Source organism: Turicimonas sp. TL08, assembly GCF_054660695.1.
Map to the genome: position 1 here is coordinate 80,741 of NZ_BAAGDP010000011.1, position 21,437 is coordinate 102,177.

Annotated in this window: 14 protein-coding genes, 1 tRNA gene and 1 pseudogene; 12 read left to right on the forward strand and 4 right to left on the reverse strand. The window is 44.7% G+C overall.

The features are described from left to right. Nucleotides 1-35: 35 nt before the first annotated feature. Nucleotides 36-473: pseudogene (gene msrA / locus ACYQ4O_RS07310) on the reverse strand (peptide-methionine (S)-S-oxide reductase MsrA); the annotation flags it as partial. Between the two features lie 333 nt (nt 474-806). Here msrA and ACYQ4O_RS07315 point away from each other — a divergent pair. Then, nucleotides 807-6,803: an autotransporter domain-containing protein gene (locus ACYQ4O_RS07315; RefSeq protein WP_460175212.1), complete on the forward strand. Its 5,997-nt coding sequence runs from the start codon at nt 807-809 to the stop codon at nt 6,801-6,803. Between the two features lie 589 nt (nt 6,804-7,392). On the opposite strand, the gene recJ is transcribed toward ACYQ4O_RS07315, so the two are convergent. Both recJ and ACYQ4O_RS07325 read right to left on the reverse strand, forming a co-directional pair. Then, nucleotides 7,393-9,114, reverse strand: coding sequence for a single-stranded-DNA-specific exonuclease RecJ (gene recJ, locus ACYQ4O_RS07320; RefSeq protein ID WP_460175213.1), 1,722 nt, complete (start codon nt 9,112-9,114; stop codon nt 7,393-7,395). A 3-nt stretch (nt 9,115-9,117) separates the two neighbouring features. Beyond that, the gene (locus ACYQ4O_RS07325) at nt 9,118-10,173 is read right to left on the reverse strand and encodes a hypothetical protein (RefSeq protein ID WP_460175214.1); all 1,056 of its coding nucleotides are present in this window, start codon (nt 10,171-10,173) and stop codon (nt 9,118-9,120) included. Between the two features lie 132 nt (nt 10,174-10,305). On the opposite strand from ACYQ4O_RS07325, the gene ACYQ4O_RS07330 reads away from it, so the two are divergent. The 8 genes from ACYQ4O_RS07330 to ACYQ4O_RS07365 all read left to right on the forward strand — a co-directional run bounded on the left by ACYQ4O_RS07330 (nt 10,306) and on the right by ACYQ4O_RS07365 (nt 18,106). Next, nucleotides 10,306-11,514, forward strand: coding sequence for a lipoprotein-releasing ABC transporter permease subunit (locus tag ACYQ4O_RS07330; RefSeq protein WP_460175229.1), 1,209 nt, complete (start codon nt 10,306-10,308; stop codon nt 11,512-11,514). Beyond that, nucleotides 11,507-12,199, forward strand: coding sequence for an ABC transporter ATP-binding protein (locus ACYQ4O_RS07335; RefSeq protein ID WP_460175215.1), 693 nt, complete (start codon nt 11,507-11,509; stop codon nt 12,197-12,199). Before ACYQ4O_RS07330 ends, ACYQ4O_RS07335 begins: the two co-directional genes overlap by 8 nt. Further along, nucleotides 12,183-13,019: a TatD family hydrolase gene (locus ACYQ4O_RS07340; protein ID WP_308514159.1), complete on the forward strand. Its 837-nt coding sequence runs from the start codon at nt 12,183-12,185 to the stop codon at nt 13,017-13,019. The genes ACYQ4O_RS07335 and ACYQ4O_RS07340 overlap by 17 nt, the downstream gene beginning before the upstream one ends. An 85-nt stretch (nt 13,020-13,104) precedes the next feature. After that, on the forward strand, nt 13,105-13,671 hold the full coding sequence (locus ACYQ4O_RS07345) for a glycine cleavage system transcriptional repressor (protein WP_308514160.1): 567 nt from the start codon (nt 13,105-13,107) through the stop codon (nt 13,669-13,671). Between the two features lie 28 nt (nt 13,672-13,699). After that, complete coding sequence (locus tag ACYQ4O_RS07350) at nt 13,700-15,073, forward strand: PFL family protein (RefSeq protein WP_066590592.1); 1,374 nt, start codon at nt 13,700-13,702, stop codon at nt 15,071-15,073. Nucleotides 15,074-15,086: 13 nt separating this feature from the next. Continuing rightward, the gene (locus ACYQ4O_RS07355; RefSeq protein ID WP_308514161.1) at nt 15,087-15,437 is read left to right on the forward strand and encodes a RidA family protein; all 351 of its coding nucleotides are present in this window, start codon (nt 15,087-15,089) and stop codon (nt 15,435-15,437) included. A 192-nt stretch (nt 15,438-15,629) separates the two neighbouring features. Continuing rightward, a complete protein-coding gene (locus tag ACYQ4O_RS07360) occupies nt 15,630-17,729 on the forward strand; it encodes a RelA/SpoT family protein (protein WP_308514162.1) in 2,100 nt (699 codons plus the stop codon). A 300-nt stretch (nt 17,730-18,029) separates the two neighbouring features. Next, a tRNA-Val gene (locus ACYQ4O_RS07365) sits at nt 18,030-18,106 on the forward strand. 92 nt (nt 18,107-18,198) lie between these two features. Here ACYQ4O_RS07365 and ACYQ4O_RS07370 read toward each other — a convergent pair. Then, nucleotides 18,199-19,089 (reverse strand): LysR family transcriptional regulator, encoded by an 891-nt coding sequence (locus ACYQ4O_RS07370; RefSeq protein WP_460175216.1) that lies wholly within the window; start codon nt 19,087-19,089, stop codon nt 18,199-18,201. 110 nt (nt 19,090-19,199) lie between these two features. On the opposite strand from ACYQ4O_RS07370, the gene ACYQ4O_RS07375 reads away from it, so the two are divergent. Genes ACYQ4O_RS07375 through ACYQ4O_RS07385 form a run of 3 tightly spaced genes read left to right on the forward strand, consistent with a single transcriptional unit; the run spans nt 19,200 to nt 21,421 of the window. Beyond that, nucleotides 19,200-20,186 (forward strand): cyclophilin-like fold protein, encoded by a 987-nt coding sequence (locus ACYQ4O_RS07375; protein WP_460175217.1) that lies wholly within the window; start codon nt 19,200-19,202, stop codon nt 20,184-20,186. Nucleotides 20,187-20,196: 10 nt separating this feature from the next. Continuing rightward, nucleotides 20,197-20,805, forward strand: coding sequence for a hypothetical protein (locus tag ACYQ4O_RS07380; protein WP_460175218.1), 609 nt, complete (start codon nt 20,197-20,199; stop codon nt 20,803-20,805). Further along, complete coding sequence (locus tag ACYQ4O_RS07385; protein WP_460175219.1) at nt 20,798-21,421, forward strand: flavodoxin; 624 nt, start codon at nt 20,798-20,800, stop codon at nt 21,419-21,421. Before ACYQ4O_RS07380 ends, ACYQ4O_RS07385 begins: the two co-directional genes overlap by 8 nt. Nucleotides 21,422-21,437: the final 16 nt, after the last annotated feature.

The following is a 21,437-nucleotide window of genomic DNA, read 5'->3' on the forward strand; positions in this document are numbered from 1 at the left end:
TCTTTAAGTGAATCGAAGTTGATGTGGCAATACCCGTTCGGATTCTTTTTTAGATAATCTTGGTGGTAGTCCTCAGCTGGAAAGAAACTAGCAATTGGTTCGACCTCAATGACAAATTTGCGATCAGAATCTTTTTCAGCTTTTTGCAGTACTTCCTTGATTACCTGCTTTTCTGCTTCATCGGTATAGTAGATGCCGGTTCTGTATTGCGTGCCGATGTCGTTGCCTTGTCTGTTGAGGCTGTAAGGATCCACAATGCGTAAATACTGTTGGATCAAAGTTTTCAAGGAGACTTTCTTGGGATCAAAGAGGACTTCGACGGTTTCTGCATGACCTGTGAGCCCGCTGCAGACTTGAAGGTACGTTGGGCTTGGTGTTTGTCCGTTTGCATAACCAGATACTGCATTGACGACTCCGGGAATGCGAGAAAAGTATTCTTCCACTCCCCAGAAACAGCCTCCCGCAAGATATATTTTTGCATTTGAATATCCTTCTGAATTTGAATGAACGGTTTAGCTTCCGCCAAAACAGTTGCTGCCGTAGTACTTGACACAATATGAGAGCATGCAATGCCTAAAAGCAACAAGGCTACTAAAGTCAATCTTTTTTCCATGTGTACGAGGATAAATAATCTTGTTGATAAAAATCAGAGAATTGGTCAGATTTCTTAACGGCCATCTTTATGTTTACAGAGGGTTATTTCTAATAGTTATACCATGCAAAACATATTAGATTAGCCTCGTCGGAGTTTCATCCGAATGCTTATTTTTTAACAATCCCAAATTAGAGATGCGTTGGAGAAATGTATGAAAAACGATAAGATGGTGCTTTGCCCATTAGTCATAGCACTTGGCGCAGCACTCATGAATCCCGCCATTGGGGGGGGTAATAGCTTTACCGGTGATTTAGGAGACCTTCTAAAAGACTCAACCTCTGAATCACTTGTCCAATACGATATTTTTGACAGATCCTTTTTAAATAATTTAACAGACTTCGCAAAACCGGCAATACTTACAAATCCCGGTAGTTCATTGGGAATATATAACTCCCAGTTTCATCAAAACAAAATCCTTCAGAAAGAGATATATCCCGGGGGGAGCAGTATCAGTTTGATTATGCTGTATGAGAACAGCGTAGCTTCTATTGAAGGTTCAAGTTTCAAGAATAATTCTTTAATTTCTTCTATTCCAGGTTCCGTTGTCGGCGGAGCAATTGAGTACAACTCTCGGTTGGCAGATGTTTCAGAGACAGGGAACATTCTCGTTCTAAAGAATAATTCCTTTGAAGGGAACTCTGTAACTCATGGAGAAAATAGTGATCCAATCAAAGGCAGTCAAGTTACCCATGTAGCAGCCGGGGGAGCAGTTGCTTTTTCTCCATCAGAGATGATAGGACGAGCAAACGATGTCACTTATACCAAGGAAGGATTAACTTTTGTTAATTCAGTTTCTGCTGAAAATAATTCGTTTGTCAGTAATACTGTCTCTTCCAATACCGGACATGTACTTGGAGGAGCTCTTTTGTTCTCATCGGGTATAGCTAGTTTTCCTTATGTACCTAACAAATTGTCATCCGATGCAGAGGGAAAACAACCGGAATTAACTCATTCTTTAGTTAATTCTTTGGCGCTTTCAGGCGAGAATGAATTTTCCAACAATAGCATTTCCTCAGAAAAAGGAATGGCTGTTGGTGGGGCTTCAACTATGTTGACTGGTCATACAGCTCTTCTGACGGCTTGGAATTCAACAGATTCCGATGCAGGAAATGATGGGGATCAAGAACAAAACACTAACCAGGGCAACAACCAAGCTTCAACAGTCAAGAAGATTTCCGAGACGGTCAATGCTCAAAATCATTTTACGGTGACTGGGAAAAATAAATTCCAGGGGAACAGTGCAAAGGGTAAAACTTTAGCTCTCGGCGGAGCTCTGGCAGTTGCGCGGACCTCAACTCTTCCTGAATTTAATGGCTTCAGCAGAGGACCTGTTTCATCCCAGCATGTTGTGAGTGCAACCCCGAGCCTGAATCGTTTGGAAGTAACCGGTGAGAATACTTTTCATGAAAATCTAGTTCAATCAGAAAACGGTCATGCTTATGGCGGTGCGATAGGATTTGCTGCTTCTGGAGCGACTCCTCAAGCAGGACAAGCAGTTCTTCAGCTGCTTCAAGCCGGAGAGGAATCTCAGGAAAGAGAGCTTGTTTTATCCACCGGTGGATTGGAATACCTGACAGTGTCAGGTAAGAATACTTATTCCAGAAATAAATCGATCTCTTCTAATGGGGCCGCCCATGGTGGTGCTGTCGCATTTTTAGGTGCATCCTCGGGCAGTCCCGCAACTGTACAAGCGGTTTTGCAGCTACTAGGCGAAACTTCTTCTACTGAAGAAAAATTAGAGGGCTCGTTGCCAAGCACATCAAACTTTATGATGGTGCAGGGAGATAACCTTTTTACAGAAAATCAAGCGAATTCAGATAAGAGCGGAGCGTATGGGGGTGCTATTTCTTTCCTTGCAGGGACGAGTGGAAATGCCACATTCCTAGTCCAGGCCTCACAGTCAATGTTGGCGCAAGCCAATCAAACTAATCAGGGAGCAATTGACCTATTAAAATCCGGAGCCGACGAAGCTCCAACGACATCTGAGTCTATCGGCACTTCCAAGGATTTGCCTGGTACACATTTCTTACTGGTTGACGGTCAAAATAGATTTGAAAAGAATGAGTCTGCCTCGAATGAAGGAATTTCCCATGGCGGTGCTATTTCGTTTGTCGGCCAATCCGGAGTGACGACTCTAGCTTCAGGAGACACTCCTCAAGGAGTACTTTCCTTGCTGGGTTCAAGAATGGTTGTCAAACATAACATAACCGCTATTAATAATGCGTTAGAAACAGCTGCGAACAACAGCGCCTATATGCAAGTCAGCGGAAGCAATCTGTTCCAGGAAAATCAGTCAACTTCTAAGACCGGTGTTTCTCATGGCGGAGCTATTGCTTTTTCAGTCTCAGGCGCAGCTGCTGCAGGATCAATCGCAAATAGCATGCTTGCTCAAGCAAACCAGCAACCACAAGGTGTTTTAAGTTTGCTGCAGAGCCGTATGGTTGTTCAACACAACATAACAGCCATTAAACCTACAGGCGGCTCACAAGTTGTCTCTTCTTCCTCTTCTGAACCGCATTTGATGGTTCAAGGAAATAACATATTTAATCAGAATATCTCTTCCTCAGAGGAGAAAGCTTCATATGGTGGTGCAATCTCTTTCAATTTAGCTCCGGGAGCAGCTGTTGAATCCATTAAGACAGATACAGAAAATATCCAGGATGCTGAATCAACAATAAGAGGTTTGGCAACGCAAGCAAAAGCAACAGAGAAACTTTCGAGCGGCCATAAAATCAACAGAGCAGATAACACTGCCTCCGGAATTGCCTCTGGGAAATTAACGGTAACTGGAGAAAACGTATTCGCTTCAAATAGTTCCGTCTCGAAAAAAGCCGGAGCATTTGGAGGAGCTATTTCAGTTAATGTTGGCAGTGAGGCCGGCTCAGCAACTGAGATGGCTCAATATTCTAAAAACAATATATTGACGCAAGCCGGACAATCTATGCTTGCTCAAGCTAACCAATCAGCTCAGGACGTACTAAGAAGCGGCCCGAGCCGTATGGTCGTTCAACATACCATTACAGCCTTGGGTTCCAACCAAGCTCAAGGAATGACCGTAGGTTCAGCTGTCGGTAATCTCACTACAGTCGTAGTTGAAGGTAAGAATACTTTCCTTGCTAACAGAGCAGCTTCAGAGGAAGGGGCGGCTCATGGCGGTGCAATTTCAATCGGTGCAGGTGTTAGTCCGACTGTTGTCCTGTCACTTGATTCTCCCGAAGGTAATATTCGTGATACTGATATTGCTGAAGAAATTTCTAGTGCTTCTTCTCAGAAGAACATTAGTACAAATGGGCTATCTGAAAATAGCGAAAAGCTTAGCTCGGGATACAAAATTAACCGTGCCGGGGATGATGCAGCTGGTCTAACAATATCAACACCTGCTATTTCAGTGGTTCAAGCAACGATAACCGGAGAAAATTATTTCGTTAAAAATGCTGCTAACTCAGAAAAAGGAACAGCTCACGGAGGTGCAATTTCGCTGAGAAATTCCAGCCAGATTAGCTCTGCTATAAGAGATACAGATATGGCAGAAGAAATGGTTGAATACACCAAAAATGATATTTTGCAGCAATCAGCGCAATCGATCTCTGCAAAGAGTGTATCCAGCAGCGGTAAGCCGGTTAATAGAGCCGGAGATGATGCAGCAGGTCTTGCTGTATCTGAAAAAATGAGAACCCAAATCCAAGGATTGCAGAAACAAGGGTCTGGTACATCTGTCTCTACTTTAATAATCGAAGGTAAAAACACATTTGACCAGAACATTGCCTCATCTACACAATCCAATGCATTTGGCGGCGCTTTGTATCTAGAAAGCATCGGCATGAAGGTGGCTGAAAAAGCTAAAGAGGAGCCGACCGATAAAGAGAACTCTGATTCAAAAGCAGAAAATGCAACTCCTAACGATGCCGGTAGGATACTTGCTCTGAACACATCTTCTGCTTCTAAGAGCTCTGAAAAACTTAGCTCCGGCTATAAGATAAACCGTGCCGAGGAAGGAACACCTGTATCTTCGGAAGCTGCGACTAGATCATCGGTTGAAGTACTTGTTCAAGGAACAAATATTTTCTCTAATAACACGGCTCTTTCCAAAGGACAAAACGCTTACGGCGGTGCTATTGCATTTGTCGGAAATAGCGAGAGTCAAATTGTTAATAATGAAGATGTAGGCGAGAACCTAACTGCAGCTGAGAGTAAGATTCGCGATGCCGATATGGCCGGTGAAATGGCTCGAATAAAGGTTCGACCTACAGTAAACCCAGAAAGTACTGACACAAATGAGGAAGATAAGTCTCCGGCATCAACCGTTGAAGTTTCTCTTGATAAGGCTTCAGGACTTCTTGTGATTAACGGAGACAATAAGTTCATTGGAAACAAGGCTATAGCTGAGAAAGGAAAAGCTCTCGGTGGTGCCATTTATAACGAAGCAAAGACAATACTCGGAGGAACAACCGTATTTGCGGGAAATACGGCCAATGACAAGCTTAATGATATTCATAATGCCGGCGAGCTTTCTTTAGGTTCAGATCAAGTCACACATCACTCTACTTCTCTTGAAGGAGGTGTCGATGGTGCGGGTACCTTTGCTTTGAATCAAGGTGAGCTTAATCTGGCAAGTACGGCGACAATTAAGCAATCTGCTATTAAAGTGAGTACATTGACCCAAACTAACGTGACTGTTGGAGAAAACAACGTCATTGGTAAAGCAGTGGATCATATGTCCGAACTGCAAACCAGAGGAGTAAGTGAAGCTATTATCCACGGTTCCGACAGTGTCGTCATTCAAGACGCCGCGAAACTTAAGGTGGCCGGGGCACAAGCGGGGAATTCTTACTTGGTTGCAGCTTCGGATAAAGCTCTTGACGCCGGAGCCGATTCATGGGCTGATACCAATCTTGAAGCAAGTTCAGCTCTGTTAAATCTTAAACGCGTGGGAGAAGATACTGATAACAATTCTGTAGTTGTTGCCGCAACCTTTAATCCTAGCGGATTACCTGATGTTGATATTCCGAACATTATTGAAGAAGTGTCAGGAAAACTGGATCCAAACAGTTCTAATCCTGCAATTCAGTTCCTATCTCGTGCAACTGATACAGCCTATCTGAATAAATCAGAAATGGCAAAAACTATTAATAGCGCTGCAGAGATTGCCTTAATCGGAGGTGTGAAGAATGTCTCTTACACAGGAGCCGGTTTGTTCAATAGAAGTATTGAAGACCATTTGAGCTTGATGCGCACTGTTAGACTTGAAGACAATGTCAAACTTCATGAAGATGATCATATTGACCTTTGGGTTGATGTTTCCGGCATTATGCAGAGAAACCACGGTATGGACGTTCACTCCAAGAAGACAGGCACAGGTAATAACTCCTTCGGCTTGGATATTGACCTTGGCGGCATCGTAGTCGGTGCAGACCGTAGTTTCGGAAACGGGGCTCATATAGGTCTTGCCGGCACAGCAGGCAAAGGTAAGAGTAAGAGCCGCGGAGGAGATTATTCCAAGACCAAGAATGATGTTGACTTCTACGGCATAAGCTTATACGGTGGCTACGACACCGAAAAATGGAATGTTCTCGGCAACTTCTCGTACACCCATTTCAGAAATGACTTAAGACAGGATTTGGCTTCCGGCATGCAAATGGGCGGTCAGGTAAAGGCCAAAGTAAATTCTGATGTCTTCTCCTTAGGAGCTAAGGCTGAATACAAGTTCGCTTTTGATAATGGTGTGAATGTTGTTCCGCATGTGGGACTTCGCTGGGATCGTCTCGTGACTAAAGGTTTTGATACTAAAGTGCAGGGACAGAAAGTCTTTAGAACAGCTAAGGATACTCAGGACATTCTTTCTATACCGGTAGGTATCGGCGTTCAAGGTGACTTCCGAAATCGTAGCGACTGGACTATCCGTCCGCAAGCAGATCTGTCATTGATCCTTGCTGCCGGGGATGTGAAGGATAAGACTAAAGTGAAGGCCAATGGCTTGTCTGCAGTCGATACTCTTGAAACACGTATTGTGGATAGAACTAGCATTGGTGGAAAACTGGGTGTTGACTTCCAAAAGGGCAATATTTCAGTTGGTGTCCACTACAACGGCATGTACTCTTCCAAGCAGCATTGGAACGGTGTAACAGCAAAAGTCGTCTATAAGTTCTAGACCATAAAGTAAGGCTCCCTACTCTGAATAGGGAGCCTAATCCCGAATCTAATTAGCCGGATCTTTACCAAGTTATCCGACTAATCAAGGAGATTTTTCAACGCATCATTTTTCTTTGTAGTATTTAGGCGTTCAAATATCGGATGGAGTACCTCAGTGTCCATTACGATGCCGGAGCTCTAATCTTTCAATGAGATTAGGGCTCAATTTTTAATAGTTATAAGAAGAGATTTTAATAAAACTTTCTCAACTTTCTGCGCTATAACAATCTGTTGACTCTCTGAACTTTTATTAGCGTTAATTTTCTGGAGGTGTGCTTTTCTAGGGATACGGGGCTCTCTCTTAAGATCTCGGTCTATTAAACTTCCTTTAGCTTGTTTCCTCAGCCGTACGTAGGATGAAAGAGAGGCCATCGTTGTGGCATTAAAACCAGTGCCGATAAAGTAAATCTTTTTGAAGAAAAGATTCGTGGCTCTAACTAAAAGAAGACAAGAATCCTTAGAAGAAGGAGGTTGGCTGAAGAAAAACTGCTGAAAAGCCTATATGTCTTTTCAGCAGTCTTGAGTTTTGTTTTAGGTGCGGGCAACTCCTACAGAAGTCTTTCTTCCTCGTCTTCCATGTCTTCAATAACGAGCTGGAGAGTTCTGCGGCCGGCCCATTGGTTAACACAGATCTTGTAAGCCAGATAAGCTCTTTCAGGCAGCGGTTTCTTCCTTCTAAACCAAATGGCGGACACGGCTACCCCGTCCATCTCTAAATCGAGTTTCAGATGAGTGTCTTTGAGAAGTTTTTGATTTTTAACTACAAACCGATTAGCAAAAATCGGTTCAGGAAAAGATGGTCCCCAAACAATACTGTCAATGGCGTTTGCAACTGACATTGTGAAGTCTGAAGGCGCAAGTTCTCCATCGACTAAAGTGTTTTTAACAAACGTTCCGGAAGGAGCATTCTTGAGAACGGCCTTTTTGAAAGCTTTCTCAAAAACCGGCAAATCTTTCTCTTTAATTGTCAGACCCGCCGCCAAAGAGTGACCTCCAAATTTGAGAATCAATCCGGGATGGTTTTTGTTGATGAGATCCAGAGTGTCCCTCAGATGAATGCCGTTGATTGACCTGCCTGATCCTTTAATTTCTCCTTCCCGTCCTTCTTCCGTACTCGGGGCAAAAGCAATAGTCGGCCGATAGTAGCTGTCTTTAATGCGCGAGGCAACCAATCCGACGATGCCGGAATGCCAAGTAGGGTCGTAGAGACAAATGGCAGGGGCTTCGGGATCATCTAAAGTACCGATAGAAGAGAGTGCATCTTGCTGCATCTCGCGCTCTTTGACTTTACGCTCTTTATTGAGTTCCTCTAGTTTCTGCGCAAAATCAAATGCTGTCGGCGCATCGGCGCTGATAAGACAATAAACGCCCAAGTCATTAGTGGAAAGACGACCGGCGGCGTTGATTCTCGGAGCTACGGAAAATGCCAGTTCAGTGGCAGAAATATCAAAACAATTTCGTCCCGCGACTTTGAGCAGAGCTGATAGGCCTGACTGCAGCTTGTTCTGACGAATTCTTTCAATGCCTTTGGTAACAATGATGCGGTTGTTTCGATCCAGCGGAACAACGTCGGCAATCGTGGCTAAGGCAACCAAATCAATCAAAGTTAAAAGATTTGGCTGAGGCACACGGGAATAAACTCCCATTTCTCGAAGCGCACTACGAGTCGCTAAAAGAAGATAGAACATAACACCGGCGCCGCAGAGTGCTTTGCTCGGAAAGTCATCTCCGTGCTGATTGGGATTCACAACAAAGTCTGCCTCGGGCAGAGCATCGGCTGGAAGATGATGATCGGTAACAATAACAGTCAGACCTTTTTCTTTGGCGTATTTAACCGCTTCAATTGATGAGATGCCGTTATCAACCGTCAAAAGAACCTCTGCTTTTTCCATTAAAGCGCGGTCAACGAGAAATTTAGACAGGCCGTAACCGTCTTTTTCTCTGTCCGGAATCAGAAAGTCGGGAAACACGGCTCCTAAAAGTCTGAGACCTAAAATACCGACTGCAACGCCGGAAGCTCCGTCGCAGTCATAGTCTCCTACGATGATAATTTTTTTCTTTTCGAGAATGCATTGGGCTAATAGTTTTCCGGCCTCAACGCAGTTCTTCATAAGATGCGGAGGAAGCAGATCTTTGATCTCTCCGTTTAAATCTTGTGCATGACATACCCCTCTTGCTGCAAGGGCCCGAGCTACGGGCGCTGGATAGCCGGCACTGGCTAAGCTGTTTGCAACAACGGAGTTAAAACGTCTAACGCTGAAAAGTGACATCCTTTAATCCTTAGGACAAATCCATTGCTCGGAGAAGTCCTGCTTCTTCCCAAACATAGGAAAAAATGATTTCTTCAATGATTTTGTGATCGTGCTGACTCTAAGGCCGTCGGTGGCAACAAAGACAGGATTGAACAACTCCAGGTTCTCGAGGCCTTTAGCAGTAGCCAGATGGTTCTCAACCTGTCTGCGAATTTTTTCCCAAGCATCAATCCATTTTCTCTTGTCCTTCTTGACGGCTGGATCCATAAAGTCCGTACAGATGCTTAAGCGATCCCCTTCCGGACATTCTGCCGGCCATGGTGCGCCCTCGGCCGTGACGAAATTATTGGCAATTCCGCAAGCTTTGCAGATTCCTTTCACAAGAACTGAGTTGGTTTGAACCACTCGGGTGAAGGAGACGTCTTTAATAGCAGTGTCAAATCCGCCGCCGCTTATCCATAAACCCTGGACTTCTTGACGGTTGTTTTCTTTTCGGTATTGATTAAGCTCGCTTCCTTGAAGAAGATTTTTAATTTCGTTGTTTATAGCTTCAAACTCGGATTTGTCCTCTCCGAAGACCGGCTGGGGTTTTTGATGCAGCTGAGCTTTCCACGGACAAACTTCAATTTTCCAAGCGGTTTTTCTTGCAAAAAAGAACCTTCCGTCCAGCACTTGGACTTCTAACTTATATTTCCGGGCAAGAGGGGCCAGAAGATCTCGTAGGTAGCACTCTTCATCTAAGTCGAAAGCTTCCGCTGCTTCCTCAATGTAGCCTTTGGCGTCTAGATAGTAGGGAGAGACTTGCCAGAACTCTTTGGCTATTCTTTGTCCGCCGAAACCTTCCCAAAGAAGAGGAGCGTAAGGAATGAGGTCCTCTTTTTTGGCAATATTCATCCATATCCACTGATCAGTGGCTGTACCTCGAAGAGCTTCAGTTCCGAAAACGGAAAAACACGTGGGTTCGCTGAATCCTTGGCACATATCGCGAAGGGGGCCGGGAACGGCGGCGTTGCCCAACTGGGTCCGTTCTTCTTCAGAAAGAAGTGCGTTTGGGAATAAAAATATACAAGAAGACATTCCGCCATTCTAATAGCAGCCTTCCGCAAGTTAAAATGACTTCACCTCTACAGATGGAAAATTTTTGTGAAAAATTCTTTTATAAAAAAGCTCCCTTTTGAGTGGGCCGTAGGGCTTCGCTACACTTTTTCCATGCGCGGGAGCAGACGGGACGGATTCGTTTCTTTTATTTCCGGGATGTCGGTTTTATCTATCGCTGTCGGTGTGATGGCATTGATCGTTGTTTTGTCGGTTATGAACGGGTTCCAAAAAGAAGTACGCGACAAAATGCTTTCCGTTCTCCCGCACGCAGAAATTGTTCATACAACCGCTCCGATTTCGGATTGGCAGGCATTGGCAAAAACAGTTCAATCAAAAAATAAAGAAATTATCGGTGCTGCACCGTATGTTAGGAGCCAGGGACTTCTCAGCAGCGGAGCCAACATTAAAGGTGTAGCTGTCACCGGTATTGAACCGGAGGCCGAGAAATCCGTCAGCAATGTGGCGACCGTGATGAAGGTCGGCAAACTCTCTGACCTTAAACCGGGCTCTTTTAATATCGCTATCGGAATGGATCTGGCTAGAAGCCTCGGCGTCGTTCCCGGTGACAAAATTTCTATGATGGTTCCCCAAGGGCAGTTCACTCCTGCCGGAATGGTTCCGAGAATGAAACAGTTTACGGTTTCCGGTGTGTTTTCTTCCGGTCATTATGAATATGACAGCTCCATGAGCTTTATCAATCTAAATGATGCTGCCGCGCTTTACCGCACAGGAGGCCCCACAGGCTTGCGTCTTAAATTGAAAGATATGCAGGAAGCACCTGCTGTAGCCAAAAATTTGAATTCTCAGCTCCAAGACGGGTATTACGCTTTTGATTGGTCAAGACAAAACAGAAATTGGTTTGCCGCCGTTCAGGTTGAAAAAAGAATGATGGGTATTATCTTGTTTCTCATCGTTCTGGTCGGTGCTTTCGGCCTAGTATCTTCTTTGGTGATGACGGTTAACTCAAAACGCAGCGACATCGCGATCCTCAGAACCCAAGGAGCGTCTCAAGGGTCGATTATGAAAATTTTTATGATCCAAGGCATGTTTATTGGTTTTGTAGGCGTTGCAATCGGAGTGGGACTTGGGTTACTCATTGCTTTTAACGTCGAGTCGATTGTAAATACTATTGAAGCGATGTTTAACGTTCAGTTCCTGCCTAAGGATATTTACTTGATTTCCAATATGCCGAGCGAGCCGAGAGCTGACGATATCGTTCCGATTGCCGTATTTTCGTTTCTTCTCTCTTTGGCTGCAACGATTTATCCGAGCTGGCGTGCGGCAAGGATTCAACCGGCGGAGGCTTTGAGATATGAATAAGAAACTGGCAGTTGAAGCTGTTGATGTAAAGAAAACCTATACGGAAGGAAATTCTACGGTAGAGGTTCTTAAAGGAGTGACTCTATCGGTTCGAGCCGGTGAAATTGTTGCAATTGTCGGAACCTCCGGTTCCGGAAAATCTACTTTGCTGCAGTGTCTAGGCGGTTTGGATGTGTTTGATAGCGGTTCCGTCACAATCGACGGAGAAGATTTGGGACATTTAACAGAAAAAGAAAGGACGATTCTCAGAAATAGAAAACTGGGTTTCGTATATCAATTTCATCATCTGCTTCCGGAATTCACGGCGTTGGAAAACATCTCCATGCCTTTGCGTATCCGAAGAGATAAAACGGATTATGCGGAGAATAAGGCTCATGAACTATTAGAAGTCATGGGCTTGGCCGATCGTAAAGATCATTTACCGAGTCAGTTGTCAGGCGGGGAGAGACAGCGTGTTGCGATTGCCAGAGCCACCGTGGGAGATCCGGTTTGTCTATTAGCAGATGAGCCGACAGGCAACTTGGATCAAGATACGGCTCTCTCTGTTTTTGACTATCTTCTCAAGTTAGCGAGGATGAAGCATACGGCAGTTGTGATTGTGACCCATGATATGGATTTAGCTCGAAGATGCGATCGCATTTTAAGACTGAAAGACGGGAGAATTTCTGATGGTTCGATTAGTTGATTCCCACAATCATTTATTTGTTGACGAATTTACGAAGTCTCGGCAAGCTCTCGCCTCGGCTGTCGAACTTGCCGTTGATGCAGGTGTCTGTCAAATGCTTATTTGTGCAGGCGACTGGCGGAGTGTTTTGCGGACCCATACTGTCGCTGCTTTAATAAATGCCGGGTATGCTGCCGGTATTCATCCGCTGTCTCTGAATCCTAAAACCTATTGTACAGAGCATAATCTCATTAGAGAGTTCGTAGAGCGGCACTTGGCCACTTCTACTCTTAGCGCAATCGGTGAGATTGGTTTAGACGGTACTATCACCGACAAGATCCCCATGGAGTTCCAAGAAAAGGTATTTTCCGACCAATTGAAGCTCGCGAGAGACTACCAGCTTCCCGTCAGCGTACATGCCCGAGGAGCTATCGATCTTGTGGCTAAGCATATTAGACGCATCGGAATTTGCGGAGGTGCAATCCATGCTTTTAACGGAAGCTTGGAACAAGCCAAGATTTTCATCAATTTAGGCTTAAAGCTTGGATACGGGGGAGCATGCACTTATTCCGGTTCTTGCAGAATCAGAAAACTCCTCTCGGCGCTTCCGGCAGAAGTTTTGGTTCTGGAAACCGACTGTCCGGATATGCCTTCCTCCATAAGAAGAGCGGAAAACCCGGACGATGCCCACAGTATGCCGAGAGATATCCGTATGTATGCGGAAGTGGCGGCCGAGCTCCGAGGGGTTTCTTTGGAAGAAATTGCCGAGCAGACAACCCAAAATGCTTTTGACGCATTCCCGAAACTTAAGACGCTCGGAGCTGTCAAAAAAGTACCTTGAAAAGATTTATAGGCTTATCTTCTTAATTAATATACAAAATCAGTCTTGTGATAATCCACAACAGCCAATAAAGAGGATTTATAAAGTGGACAAAATTCTAGTGACCGTGGCGGGACCGGATAGGGCCGGCGTCGTTTATTCCGTAGCTGAAGCTCTCAGCAAACTGAATTGCAATTTTGTTGATATGAGCCAGACAACTGTCGCCGATCAGTTCTCTTCCATCATGATCGTAAATAAGCCGAAGGACGTTTCTAAAGAGAAAGTGCATAGCGAAATCGTCAAAATTTTTGAAAAACGCGGTTTTAATATGTGGGTGGACGTGCTGGACTATCAGGCAGGGTCTGATTCCCATACCGATGGCGAACCGTTTGTCGTGACCGTGGATGGTAAAAACGGTAAAGGTTTGCTCAAGGCTTTCACCCGAATCTTCTTTGAAGGCAAAATTAATATCGACAACTTCCGTTCTATTAATCAAGACAGTTTTGACGGTGTTGAAAAAGTATTGTTGGTATTTGAAATTACCGTCCCGTTTGATATTGATAGAAGAGCCCTTCACAAAACCCTGTCTGACATAGCCAAAGAGCAAGGCGTTTCTTTGAGCATGCAGCATCGTCAAATTTTTGAAGCTATTCACAGAGTCTCTGTCGCTTAACCAATCTAAAGAATAATTAGGAACAAAAATGCTTACTGAACGCGAAGTTATATCGACAATTGATATGCTGCGAAGCGAACACTTGGATGTTCGTACCGTCACTTTGGGTTTAAATCTTTTTGACTGCATAAGCGACGACTTCGGCACCTTCTCCTTTAAAGTGCGCACAAAGATTCATAAGTTTGCTAAGAACCTAGTCTCTACTTGCAATGAAGTAGGAGACAGATATGGAATACCGGTCGTCAACAAGAGAATTACGATTTCTCCGATCGGTACAGTCTGTGCGGGCTTCAGCCGCGACCAAATGGTTAAAACTTGCCAGCTTCTCGATGATTGTGCCAAAGAGGCAGGCGTTGATTTCTTAGGCGGCTTTGGTGCCCTTGTAGAAAAAGGCATTACTCCGGGAGAAAGGAATCTTATCGATGCATTGCCCGAAGCTTTAGCTACTACATCCCGAGTTTGCTCTTCCATTAACGTCGGAAGCACACGGGCCGGCATCAATATGGATGCCGTGAAGTTAATGGGTCATAGAATTTTGGATGTTGCTGAAGCTACTGCGGATCGTGACGGTTTAGGCTGTGCCAAGTTGGTTGTATTCTGCAATATTCCTCAGGACGTTCCGTTCATGGCTGGTGGTTATCTCGGCGTAGGCGAGGCAGACGCCGTTATCAGCGTAGGCGTCTCGGGTCCGGGCGTTGTAAAGAAAGCTATTGATCGCGCAGTAAAGCGTGAAGGCGAAAATCTCAATATCTCCGAAATTGCGGAAATCATCAAAACAACTGCTTATAAAGTGACCAAAGTAGGTCAGCTTATCGGTTCTGAAGTCGCCCAAAGAATGAATCTTCCGTTTGGTGTCGCCGATCTTTCTCTAGCACCGACTCCGGCTATCGGCGATTCTGTCGGCGAAATTTTCCAAAGCGTTGGTTTAAGTTCCATCGGTGCTCCGGGTTCTACAGCTGTGTTGGCAATGCTCAATGACGCTGTTAAGAAGGGCGGCGTGTTCGCCTCTTCTCAAGTCGGCGGTTTGTCCGGTGCCTTTATTCCCGTCAGTGAAGACGCTGCTATTGCTGCAGCAGCTTCCAGCGGCAAGCTCACTCTTGAGAAGTTAGAGGCCATGACTTGCGTATGCTCTGTTGGTCTGGACATGATTGCTATTCCGGGTTCGACTCCGGCTGATATCATCTCGGCGATTATTGCTGACGAAACGGCAATCGGCATGATTAACGCAAAGACAACCGCCGTTCGGTTGATTCCCGTTCCGGGCAAGACGGTCGGCGAAAGAGCGGAGTTTGGCGGACTGCTCGGAGGAGCTGATATTATGCCGGTCCAGCAAGGAACTGCTGCAGACTTCATCAACAGAGGCGGTCGTATTCCTGCCCCGATCCATTCTTTCAAGAACTAACGGTCAGAAAGAAATGAGCGAAATTAAGCGTATTCGAGTTAATAACCGGTTTAGCGAGGCTGTTGTACATGGCGGCATCGTCTATATTTCCGGGCAGGTTGACTTGTCTGCTGCCCGCACAGCGCGCCAGCAGACTAAAAATGTTTTGGCCTTAATTGATGGATTGCTTGAAGAAGCAGGAACTGATAAAAGCCGCTTGCTTCGCGCTTTTGTCTATCTGGCCAATATCGGTGATCTTCAAGATATGAACAAAGAATGGGAAGCATGGGTGACACCCGGAAGTACGCCCGCAAGGACAGTGGCTCAATGCGAACTTTCCAGTCCTGCCTTCTTAGTTCAAGTTTCAGCGGAAGCCGCACTATAAGACTCGGCGGCTGACAAGAAAATGGCTCCATAGGTGAAGATCTGTGGAGTTCTTTTTTTATTGATTTTGATTTGGAGGTTCTTAAAAGATTTCGACAACTAATTGGCCTTAATTTAGAATTGACCGAATTATGAGGAAGACAGGTTCTGTATCAGGTCTGTTTTTGATAAAAGATTTTAAGTAGGAAATAAAATGGAAGAGTCGAATCCTCCGTTATCTCTGGCTGAAGTCAGAAGAATCATTGAACCGCTTTACGAGGGGCAAGTGCTTTTTACGGGAGAGCCCGTGATGTCTCATGCAGAAGGCGTAGTCGACATTCTTCGCGGAATTAGAGACGATGATGATTTGTTGGCTGCCGGTTATCTTTTCTTTGTCTGGGATCAGCTAAAAAATCCTAAAGAATGGCTGACTAAACATTTCGGTCGTCACGTTTGTGAGCTGGTTACTAATCTCAAAGTTGTTTTGGATGTGAGCGAAAAAGCACGTTCGCGTGAAGGTGAAGCAAAAATCAGCGAACAGCCGGAAGCCGTCAGAAGACTCCTTCTTGCTCTTTGCCAAGATTTGCGTGTCGTTCTTCTCAGACTTGCCTCAAGACTCCAAACACTTCGTTATTTCGCAGCTACTAAAGCTCCGGGCGCTGAAGAGTATGGCGCTGAAACATTAGCGTTGTATTCTCCGCTGGCTAACAGGCTTGGTATTTGGCAGATGAAATGGGAGTTGGAAGATCTTTCTCTTCGTTTTACTAAACCAAAAGAATTCGCTCAAATCGCAGCTGCTCTGGAAGAGACAAGAGAGGAGAGAGTTGCTTCCATTCAAGAGGCGGTTAAACGAATCCAAAAGCTTTTAGTCAAGAACGGTATTCAAGCCTCCGTCAGCGGCAGACCTAAGCATATTTATTCCATTTGGAAGAAGATGTGCAAGAAGAATCTGAAGTTTGAGCAGCTTTATGACGTAAGGGCTGTTCGAATCATTGTTGACTCCGTTGAGAAGTGCTATGAAACACTTTCTCTCATTCAAGAAAATAGCGAAGTTCTCTCTAAAGAGTTCGACGATTACATTGCCAAACCAAAACCAAACGGCTATCAATCCTTGCATACGGTGGTGGTCGGTTCGCAAGGTAAGCCCTTGGAAATCCAGATTCGTACGCGCGCAATGCATGAGTTCGCCGAGCTCGGTGTGGCAGCCCACTGGCGCTATAAAGAAGGCTCTAAGCGAAAAGCCGGAGAAAATGAAGAAGACCGAGTGGCATGGCTCAGACAAATGTTGGCTTGGAAATCTGATGTTCAGCAAACTCCGACTCCGGACAAACTTAAAGATGAGCATATTTATGTGCTCACTCCACAGGGAAAGGTCTTAGATTTGATTGCCGGCAGTACGCCGATTGATTTTGCCTACCATCTTCATACAGAGCTAGGTCACCGTTGTCGCGGAGCAAAGGTTGACGGTGTAATGGTTCCGCTTAATACGAAGCTTCAAAGCGGTCAGACGGTTGAGATCATAACCGTGAAGGTTGGGGCACCTAGCAGAGACTGGCTTAACCCGGAACTTGGCTTTGTAGCTTCTCCTCGCTCCCGTACAAAGGTGCGCCAATGGTTTAACGCTCAAGAAATGGAGCAAGCCATTACTGCGGGCCGGGAAAAGATTGACAAAGATCTTGCCCGTTTAGGCAAAACAGCGGTTAAGTTGGAAGAACTGGCAAAGAAATTAGGCTTTGACAGCGTGGATGAGCTGTGCTTAGCTGCAGGTAAGGATGAATTAGGTCAAAAAGCCATTGAAAACGTCCTGGCGCCGCGAGTAGAGGAAAAACAAGAAGAGACGGTCGCCACAACTAAGAAAACAGCTCATCACGATAAAGGAAAGGTTCTCGTTGTCGGCGTGGATTCTCTTCTGACTCAATTAGCAAGATGCTGCCATCCGGTTCCTCCGGATCCCATTGTAGGATTCGTGACAAGAGGACGGGGAGTGACAGTACACCGCGCAGACTGCCCCAATATCAGAAATCTTGATGATGAAGGCCATGACAGACTTATCGAAGTGTCTTGGACAACTGATACCGATGTAAGCTACCCGGTCGAGATTTTGATTATTGCCATTGAACGTGTCGGTTTGCTAAGGGATATTTCCGAAGTATTTTCGAAGGAAAAGCAGCCGGTAGTTGCCATGAACTCTTCGAGAAACAAAGGAGACTTGCATTTCAACTTTACTATTGAGATTAAGAACTCGGAGGATTTGAAGAGAACCTTGAATGCGCTTCGCGAAATTAAAAACGTGGTAAGTGCACGCCGAAAATAGGATCCGATTTTCTGAATTAATTTCAGCCCGCTTTACGCGGGCTTTTTAGCGCCGTCGCACAGCAGGCTTGCTGCCGACAGTTAGAGAAGAAAAGAGGAGGAGTAGAGTCTGTGCTTATTCAATAGAAAATATTGTCTCAAAACCTCGAAAAATTTCTTAAAGATGCAGTTATACAATCCTTAAAATGCAAGAATATGTAAAATCATTAATTATAAAACAAATAGTTATGAACGGTCTAGAAAAAATTTCTCATTTTGACTTGCCAAGTCAAAAAACTACTGGTATAGTTCAAACCTCTTCAGGCACATAGCTCAGCTGGTTAGAGCATCACCTTGACATGGTGGGGGTCGTTGGTTCGAGTCCAATTGTGCCTACCAAGATTCCATCCGCAGGCTTTCAGGAGCTTGCGGATTTTCCTTATGCGCACAAAATGAGCATTGTCAAGACGGGAACCTCTTCTCGAAAAATTTTAAGCCGCTGGAAAATTTCCTGATTTTTTCAGCATTTCCCAAACGAATTCTGCGGCTTTGAACAGAGAACGGTTTTTCTTTCTAACAGCAACATGTCCTGCTGCTCTTTCAGGCTTTACTGGAAGAAATTTCAGACCAGGCTTTCCACGATTGATGAAAGATCCTTCTACGCAAAGAAGGGAACCGAAGCCGGCCGTCACCATGGAAAGTGCGTTAGAAGGTAAATTATGGTAGGCCGCAACCTTAAGTTTTTTTTCAGGGACATGAAGCCAACTGGCGATTTCGTCTAATACGATATAGCGCCTTGGGAGGATGAGAGGTAATTGGCTGACTTCCTCATAAGTAAAATGAGTTTTTCCTTCAGAGATATCAATTTCTCTGACTACAAGACCCCATCGATCCTTACTCGGGATTGGAGTTTGAATGTACTTGGCACTTTCCACCGGTTCTAAGAGAACGCAGATATCAAGTTTGTTTTCATCTAAAGAGCGTTTTAAATCATCGCTGTCGGCGGAGTAAATTTCAAAGCAAACGTGCGGGTAATCTCGTGTAAATTCTCCGATCTTCTCAGTGAGAAAATCCATGGCCGAAGTTTCCACCACTCCAATTCGAACAATTCCTCGCAAAAAATCTCCTTTTTCAGAGAGTTCGCGTTTGGCTTGGTTTGCAAGAGCAAGAATTTCTTCAGCCCGATGTAAAAAGAGATAGCCGCTCTCAGTCAAAGTCAGGTTGCGAGTGCTTCGATTAAGCAGTTTCGTACCAACCTCTTCTTCTAATTCTTGTAGCTGACGAGTTAAAGCCGGTTGAGAAATAAAAAGCGCTTCGGAAGCTCTCGTAATGTTTCCGAGCTTGCAGATCGTAATAAAAGACCTGAGGACACGTAAATCCATATTCAAGTTCCATTCATGCACAGATTTTATTAAATACTATTATAAATAAGTATTGGATATAAAAGAAGAGAATTTATAAAATTTGTTTATCAAATTAAAAGGTGATGGACATGAACAAACAGCTTTGTATCTCTTCAGCCGTTGTACTCTCGTTAACGACTCTTCTTATGTGTTCTTTGGTACAAGCCAAAACTGCTGTCGTATATTTCTCTAAATTTGAGAATACAGTGAGTCCAACCGTCGACTCGGTAACTCAAGCCTCTTATCATCCTTCTTCCAAGCTCGGCTCATCAGCTTATGTTGCTAACATCATTGCCAAAACCAACTCAAGCGATGTGTATCCGATTAGAGTGAAGAGTCCGTATCCGGATTCTTTTGAAGAAACGATTGAACGAAATCATAGTGAACAGAACCGAGGTAGTAGTCCAGAGCTCATTTCCGCACCTGATTTAACTCCTTACGACACGATCTATTTAGGATTTCCAGTCTGGAATATGAGAATTCCTCAAGCGGTTGTAAGCTTTTTGGCGACAGAGGATCTTAAAGGTAAGCGTGTGATTCCGTTCTGTACTCATGACGGTTATGGCTGTGCATCTGCTTTTGGTTCCTTAAACCGATTCTTGCCTCAAAGCCAAGTTGAAAAGGATGGATTTCAACTATCCTCAGCAGATTTAGATACAGCTCCGACTAGAGTTTCTGCTTGGTTAAAACGCGTTGCTCCGGATGCACAGGCATCTTCTCTTAGAAAAATTTCATGCACCGTGGGAGGCAGAAATCTAACCATAGAACTGAACAATACTCCCGAGGCAATGGAGTTTTACCGGCAGCTTCCTCTGAAAGCACGCATGGGAGAATTTGGCGGACGGGAATTTTATGGACCGATGCCCGGCAAAATCAATGCGGTTTCTAAAGGTCAGTACACCTTTGAAGATGGCACTTTAACCTATTGCCCAACAAACGATACAGTTGCGATTTTCTATGCTCAAAGTACTCGGCCGCATTTGAGTATGGCCGTTTATCCAATGGGCAAAGTCACATCAGATCTGTCTGTTTTTAACGAACTTAAATCCTACGAAGTCTTTGAATTCACGAAATAAGAGGTTCGTAATGTTCAAAATCGCAATGCTGATTTTAATTCTGCTTCTCGTGAGCATGAATGCGGTCGAGGAAGAAGCGCATGAATATTTAGCCTTTTTTGCTGCCGCTGTTTTCGTGTGTCACGCTGCGGCTCAGAAGTGGTGGTTTTCTGCTGTCTGTCCGAGGTTTGGCATGGTCCTGAGGATTAAAAGCCTTTCTGTAATTGCCTTAATGATTGTATTTTTGTTCACGATGATCTCAGGAGCTCTTCTTTCCAGGTACGCCCTCCCTATGCTGAGAGTCAAAACAATACAAGCACTGATGATCGACGTGCATCATAGCCTGGGCATGGTTTTTCTCTTACTTTCTTTTTTTCACTTTGGGGTACATCTTTCTCTAGAGAAGATCAAAGCAATAGGAATAGTAAAAGTCGGTCTTGCTGCCTTGGGAATGCTAGCTTTATACATCGCTTTGCATTGTTTGCCGAACTTTGTATACAGCGACTTCGATATGAATATGGTCGATTTGCTCCGAAATTATGATTCTGAACTTTTTCTCGTCACCCTTGTTCCGTTTATCTCGGTATTTTTTGGGCTTCTTTTGAACACACTGCCAATTTGGAGGGCCAACAATGTTTAGGCGACACTTTATTCTTTCCGCATTAGTTATACCGGCTTTTCCAACGATTGTCTTGGGATCCGGACGAAAGATTCTCGTAGCCTATTACTCCTGGTATGACAATACGTTCCAAGAACAGATTAGACCATCGGACATCGACGCAACAACGAGTGCGAGTCTACAGGCTCCGGGTCAAGTTACGATTGCGGCCAGGTGGATAGGGGAGGCGACTGCTGCACAAGTGTTCCCTATTTTGGCCAAAGAGCCGTATCCGGTGAATTACGACGAATGCTTAGACCAGGCCATTGACGAAAAAACGCGTAAATATCGTCCGGCATTATCCAGCCGACAACTTTTTCCTGAATTCGATTTCCTTTTTCTTGGCTTTCCTAACTGGAGCTATACGCTGCCGATGGCTGTCTGCAGTTTCCTGGAAATGCTTCCGACTAAAGGAAAAATCATTGCTCCGTTTTGCGTTCATGGGACAGGAGGACTGGCTCGAACAAGCGCAGAACTTAGACGGTGCGCTCGGAATGCCAAAATTCTTCCGACTCTTTCCATTAACCGAGACGATTTAGCACATTCAGAACAAACAGTTAAAGAGTGGGCCTTGTATGCATTAAAGCAACCTTTCTAGCACAAAGGAGAAATCA

Excerpts from the sequence above, each read along its gene's own strand:
- ACYQ4O_RS07335 (WP_460175215.1), top strand. The coding sequence starts at position 11,507 with ATGAATAAGAAACTGGCAGTTGAAGCTGTTGATGTAAAGAAAACCTAT.
- ACYQ4O_RS07340 (WP_308514159.1), top strand. The coding sequence starts at position 12,183 with ATGGTTCGATTAGTTGATTCCCACAATCATTTATTTGTTGACGAATTT.
- ACYQ4O_RS07375 (WP_460175217.1), top strand. The coding sequence starts at position 19,200 with ATGAACAAACAGCTTTGTATCTCTTCAGCCGTTGTACTCTCGTTAACG.
- ACYQ4O_RS07315 (WP_460175212.1), top strand. The coding sequence starts at position 807 with ATGAAAAACGATAAGATGGTGCTTTGCCCATTAGTCATAGCACTTGGC.
- ACYQ4O_RS07360 (WP_308514162.1), top strand. The coding sequence starts at position 15,630 with ATGGAAGAGTCGAATCCTCCGTTATCTCTGGCTGAAGTCAGAAGAATC.
- ACYQ4O_RS07350 (WP_066590592.1), top strand. The coding sequence starts at position 13,700 with ATGCTTACTGAACGCGAAGTTATATCGACAATTGATATGCTGCGAAGC.
- recJ (WP_460175213.1), bottom strand. The coding sequence starts at position 9,114 with ATGTCACTTTTCAGCGTTAGACGTTTTAACTCCGTTGTTGCAAACAGC.
- ACYQ4O_RS07380 (WP_460175218.1), top strand. The coding sequence starts at position 20,197 with ATGTTCAAAATCGCAATGCTGATTTTAATTCTGCTTCTCGTGAGCATG.
- ACYQ4O_RS07325 (WP_460175214.1), bottom strand. The coding sequence starts at position 10,173 with ATGTCTTCTTGTATATTTTTATTCCCAAACGCACTTCTTTCTGAAGAA.
- ACYQ4O_RS07355 (WP_308514161.1), top strand. The coding sequence starts at position 15,087 with ATGAGCGAAATTAAGCGTATTCGAGTTAATAACCGGTTTAGCGAGGCT.
- ACYQ4O_RS07385 (WP_460175219.1), top strand. The coding sequence starts at position 20,798 with ATGTTTAGGCGACACTTTATTCTTTCCGCATTAGTTATACCGGCTTTT.
- ACYQ4O_RS07370 (WP_460175216.1), bottom strand. The coding sequence starts at position 19,089 with ATGGATTTACGTGTCCTCAGGTCTTTTATTACGATCTGCAAGCTCGGA.
- ACYQ4O_RS07330 (WP_460175229.1), top strand. The coding sequence starts at position 10,306 with ATGCGCGGGAGCAGACGGGACGGATTCGTTTCTTTTATTTCCGGGATG.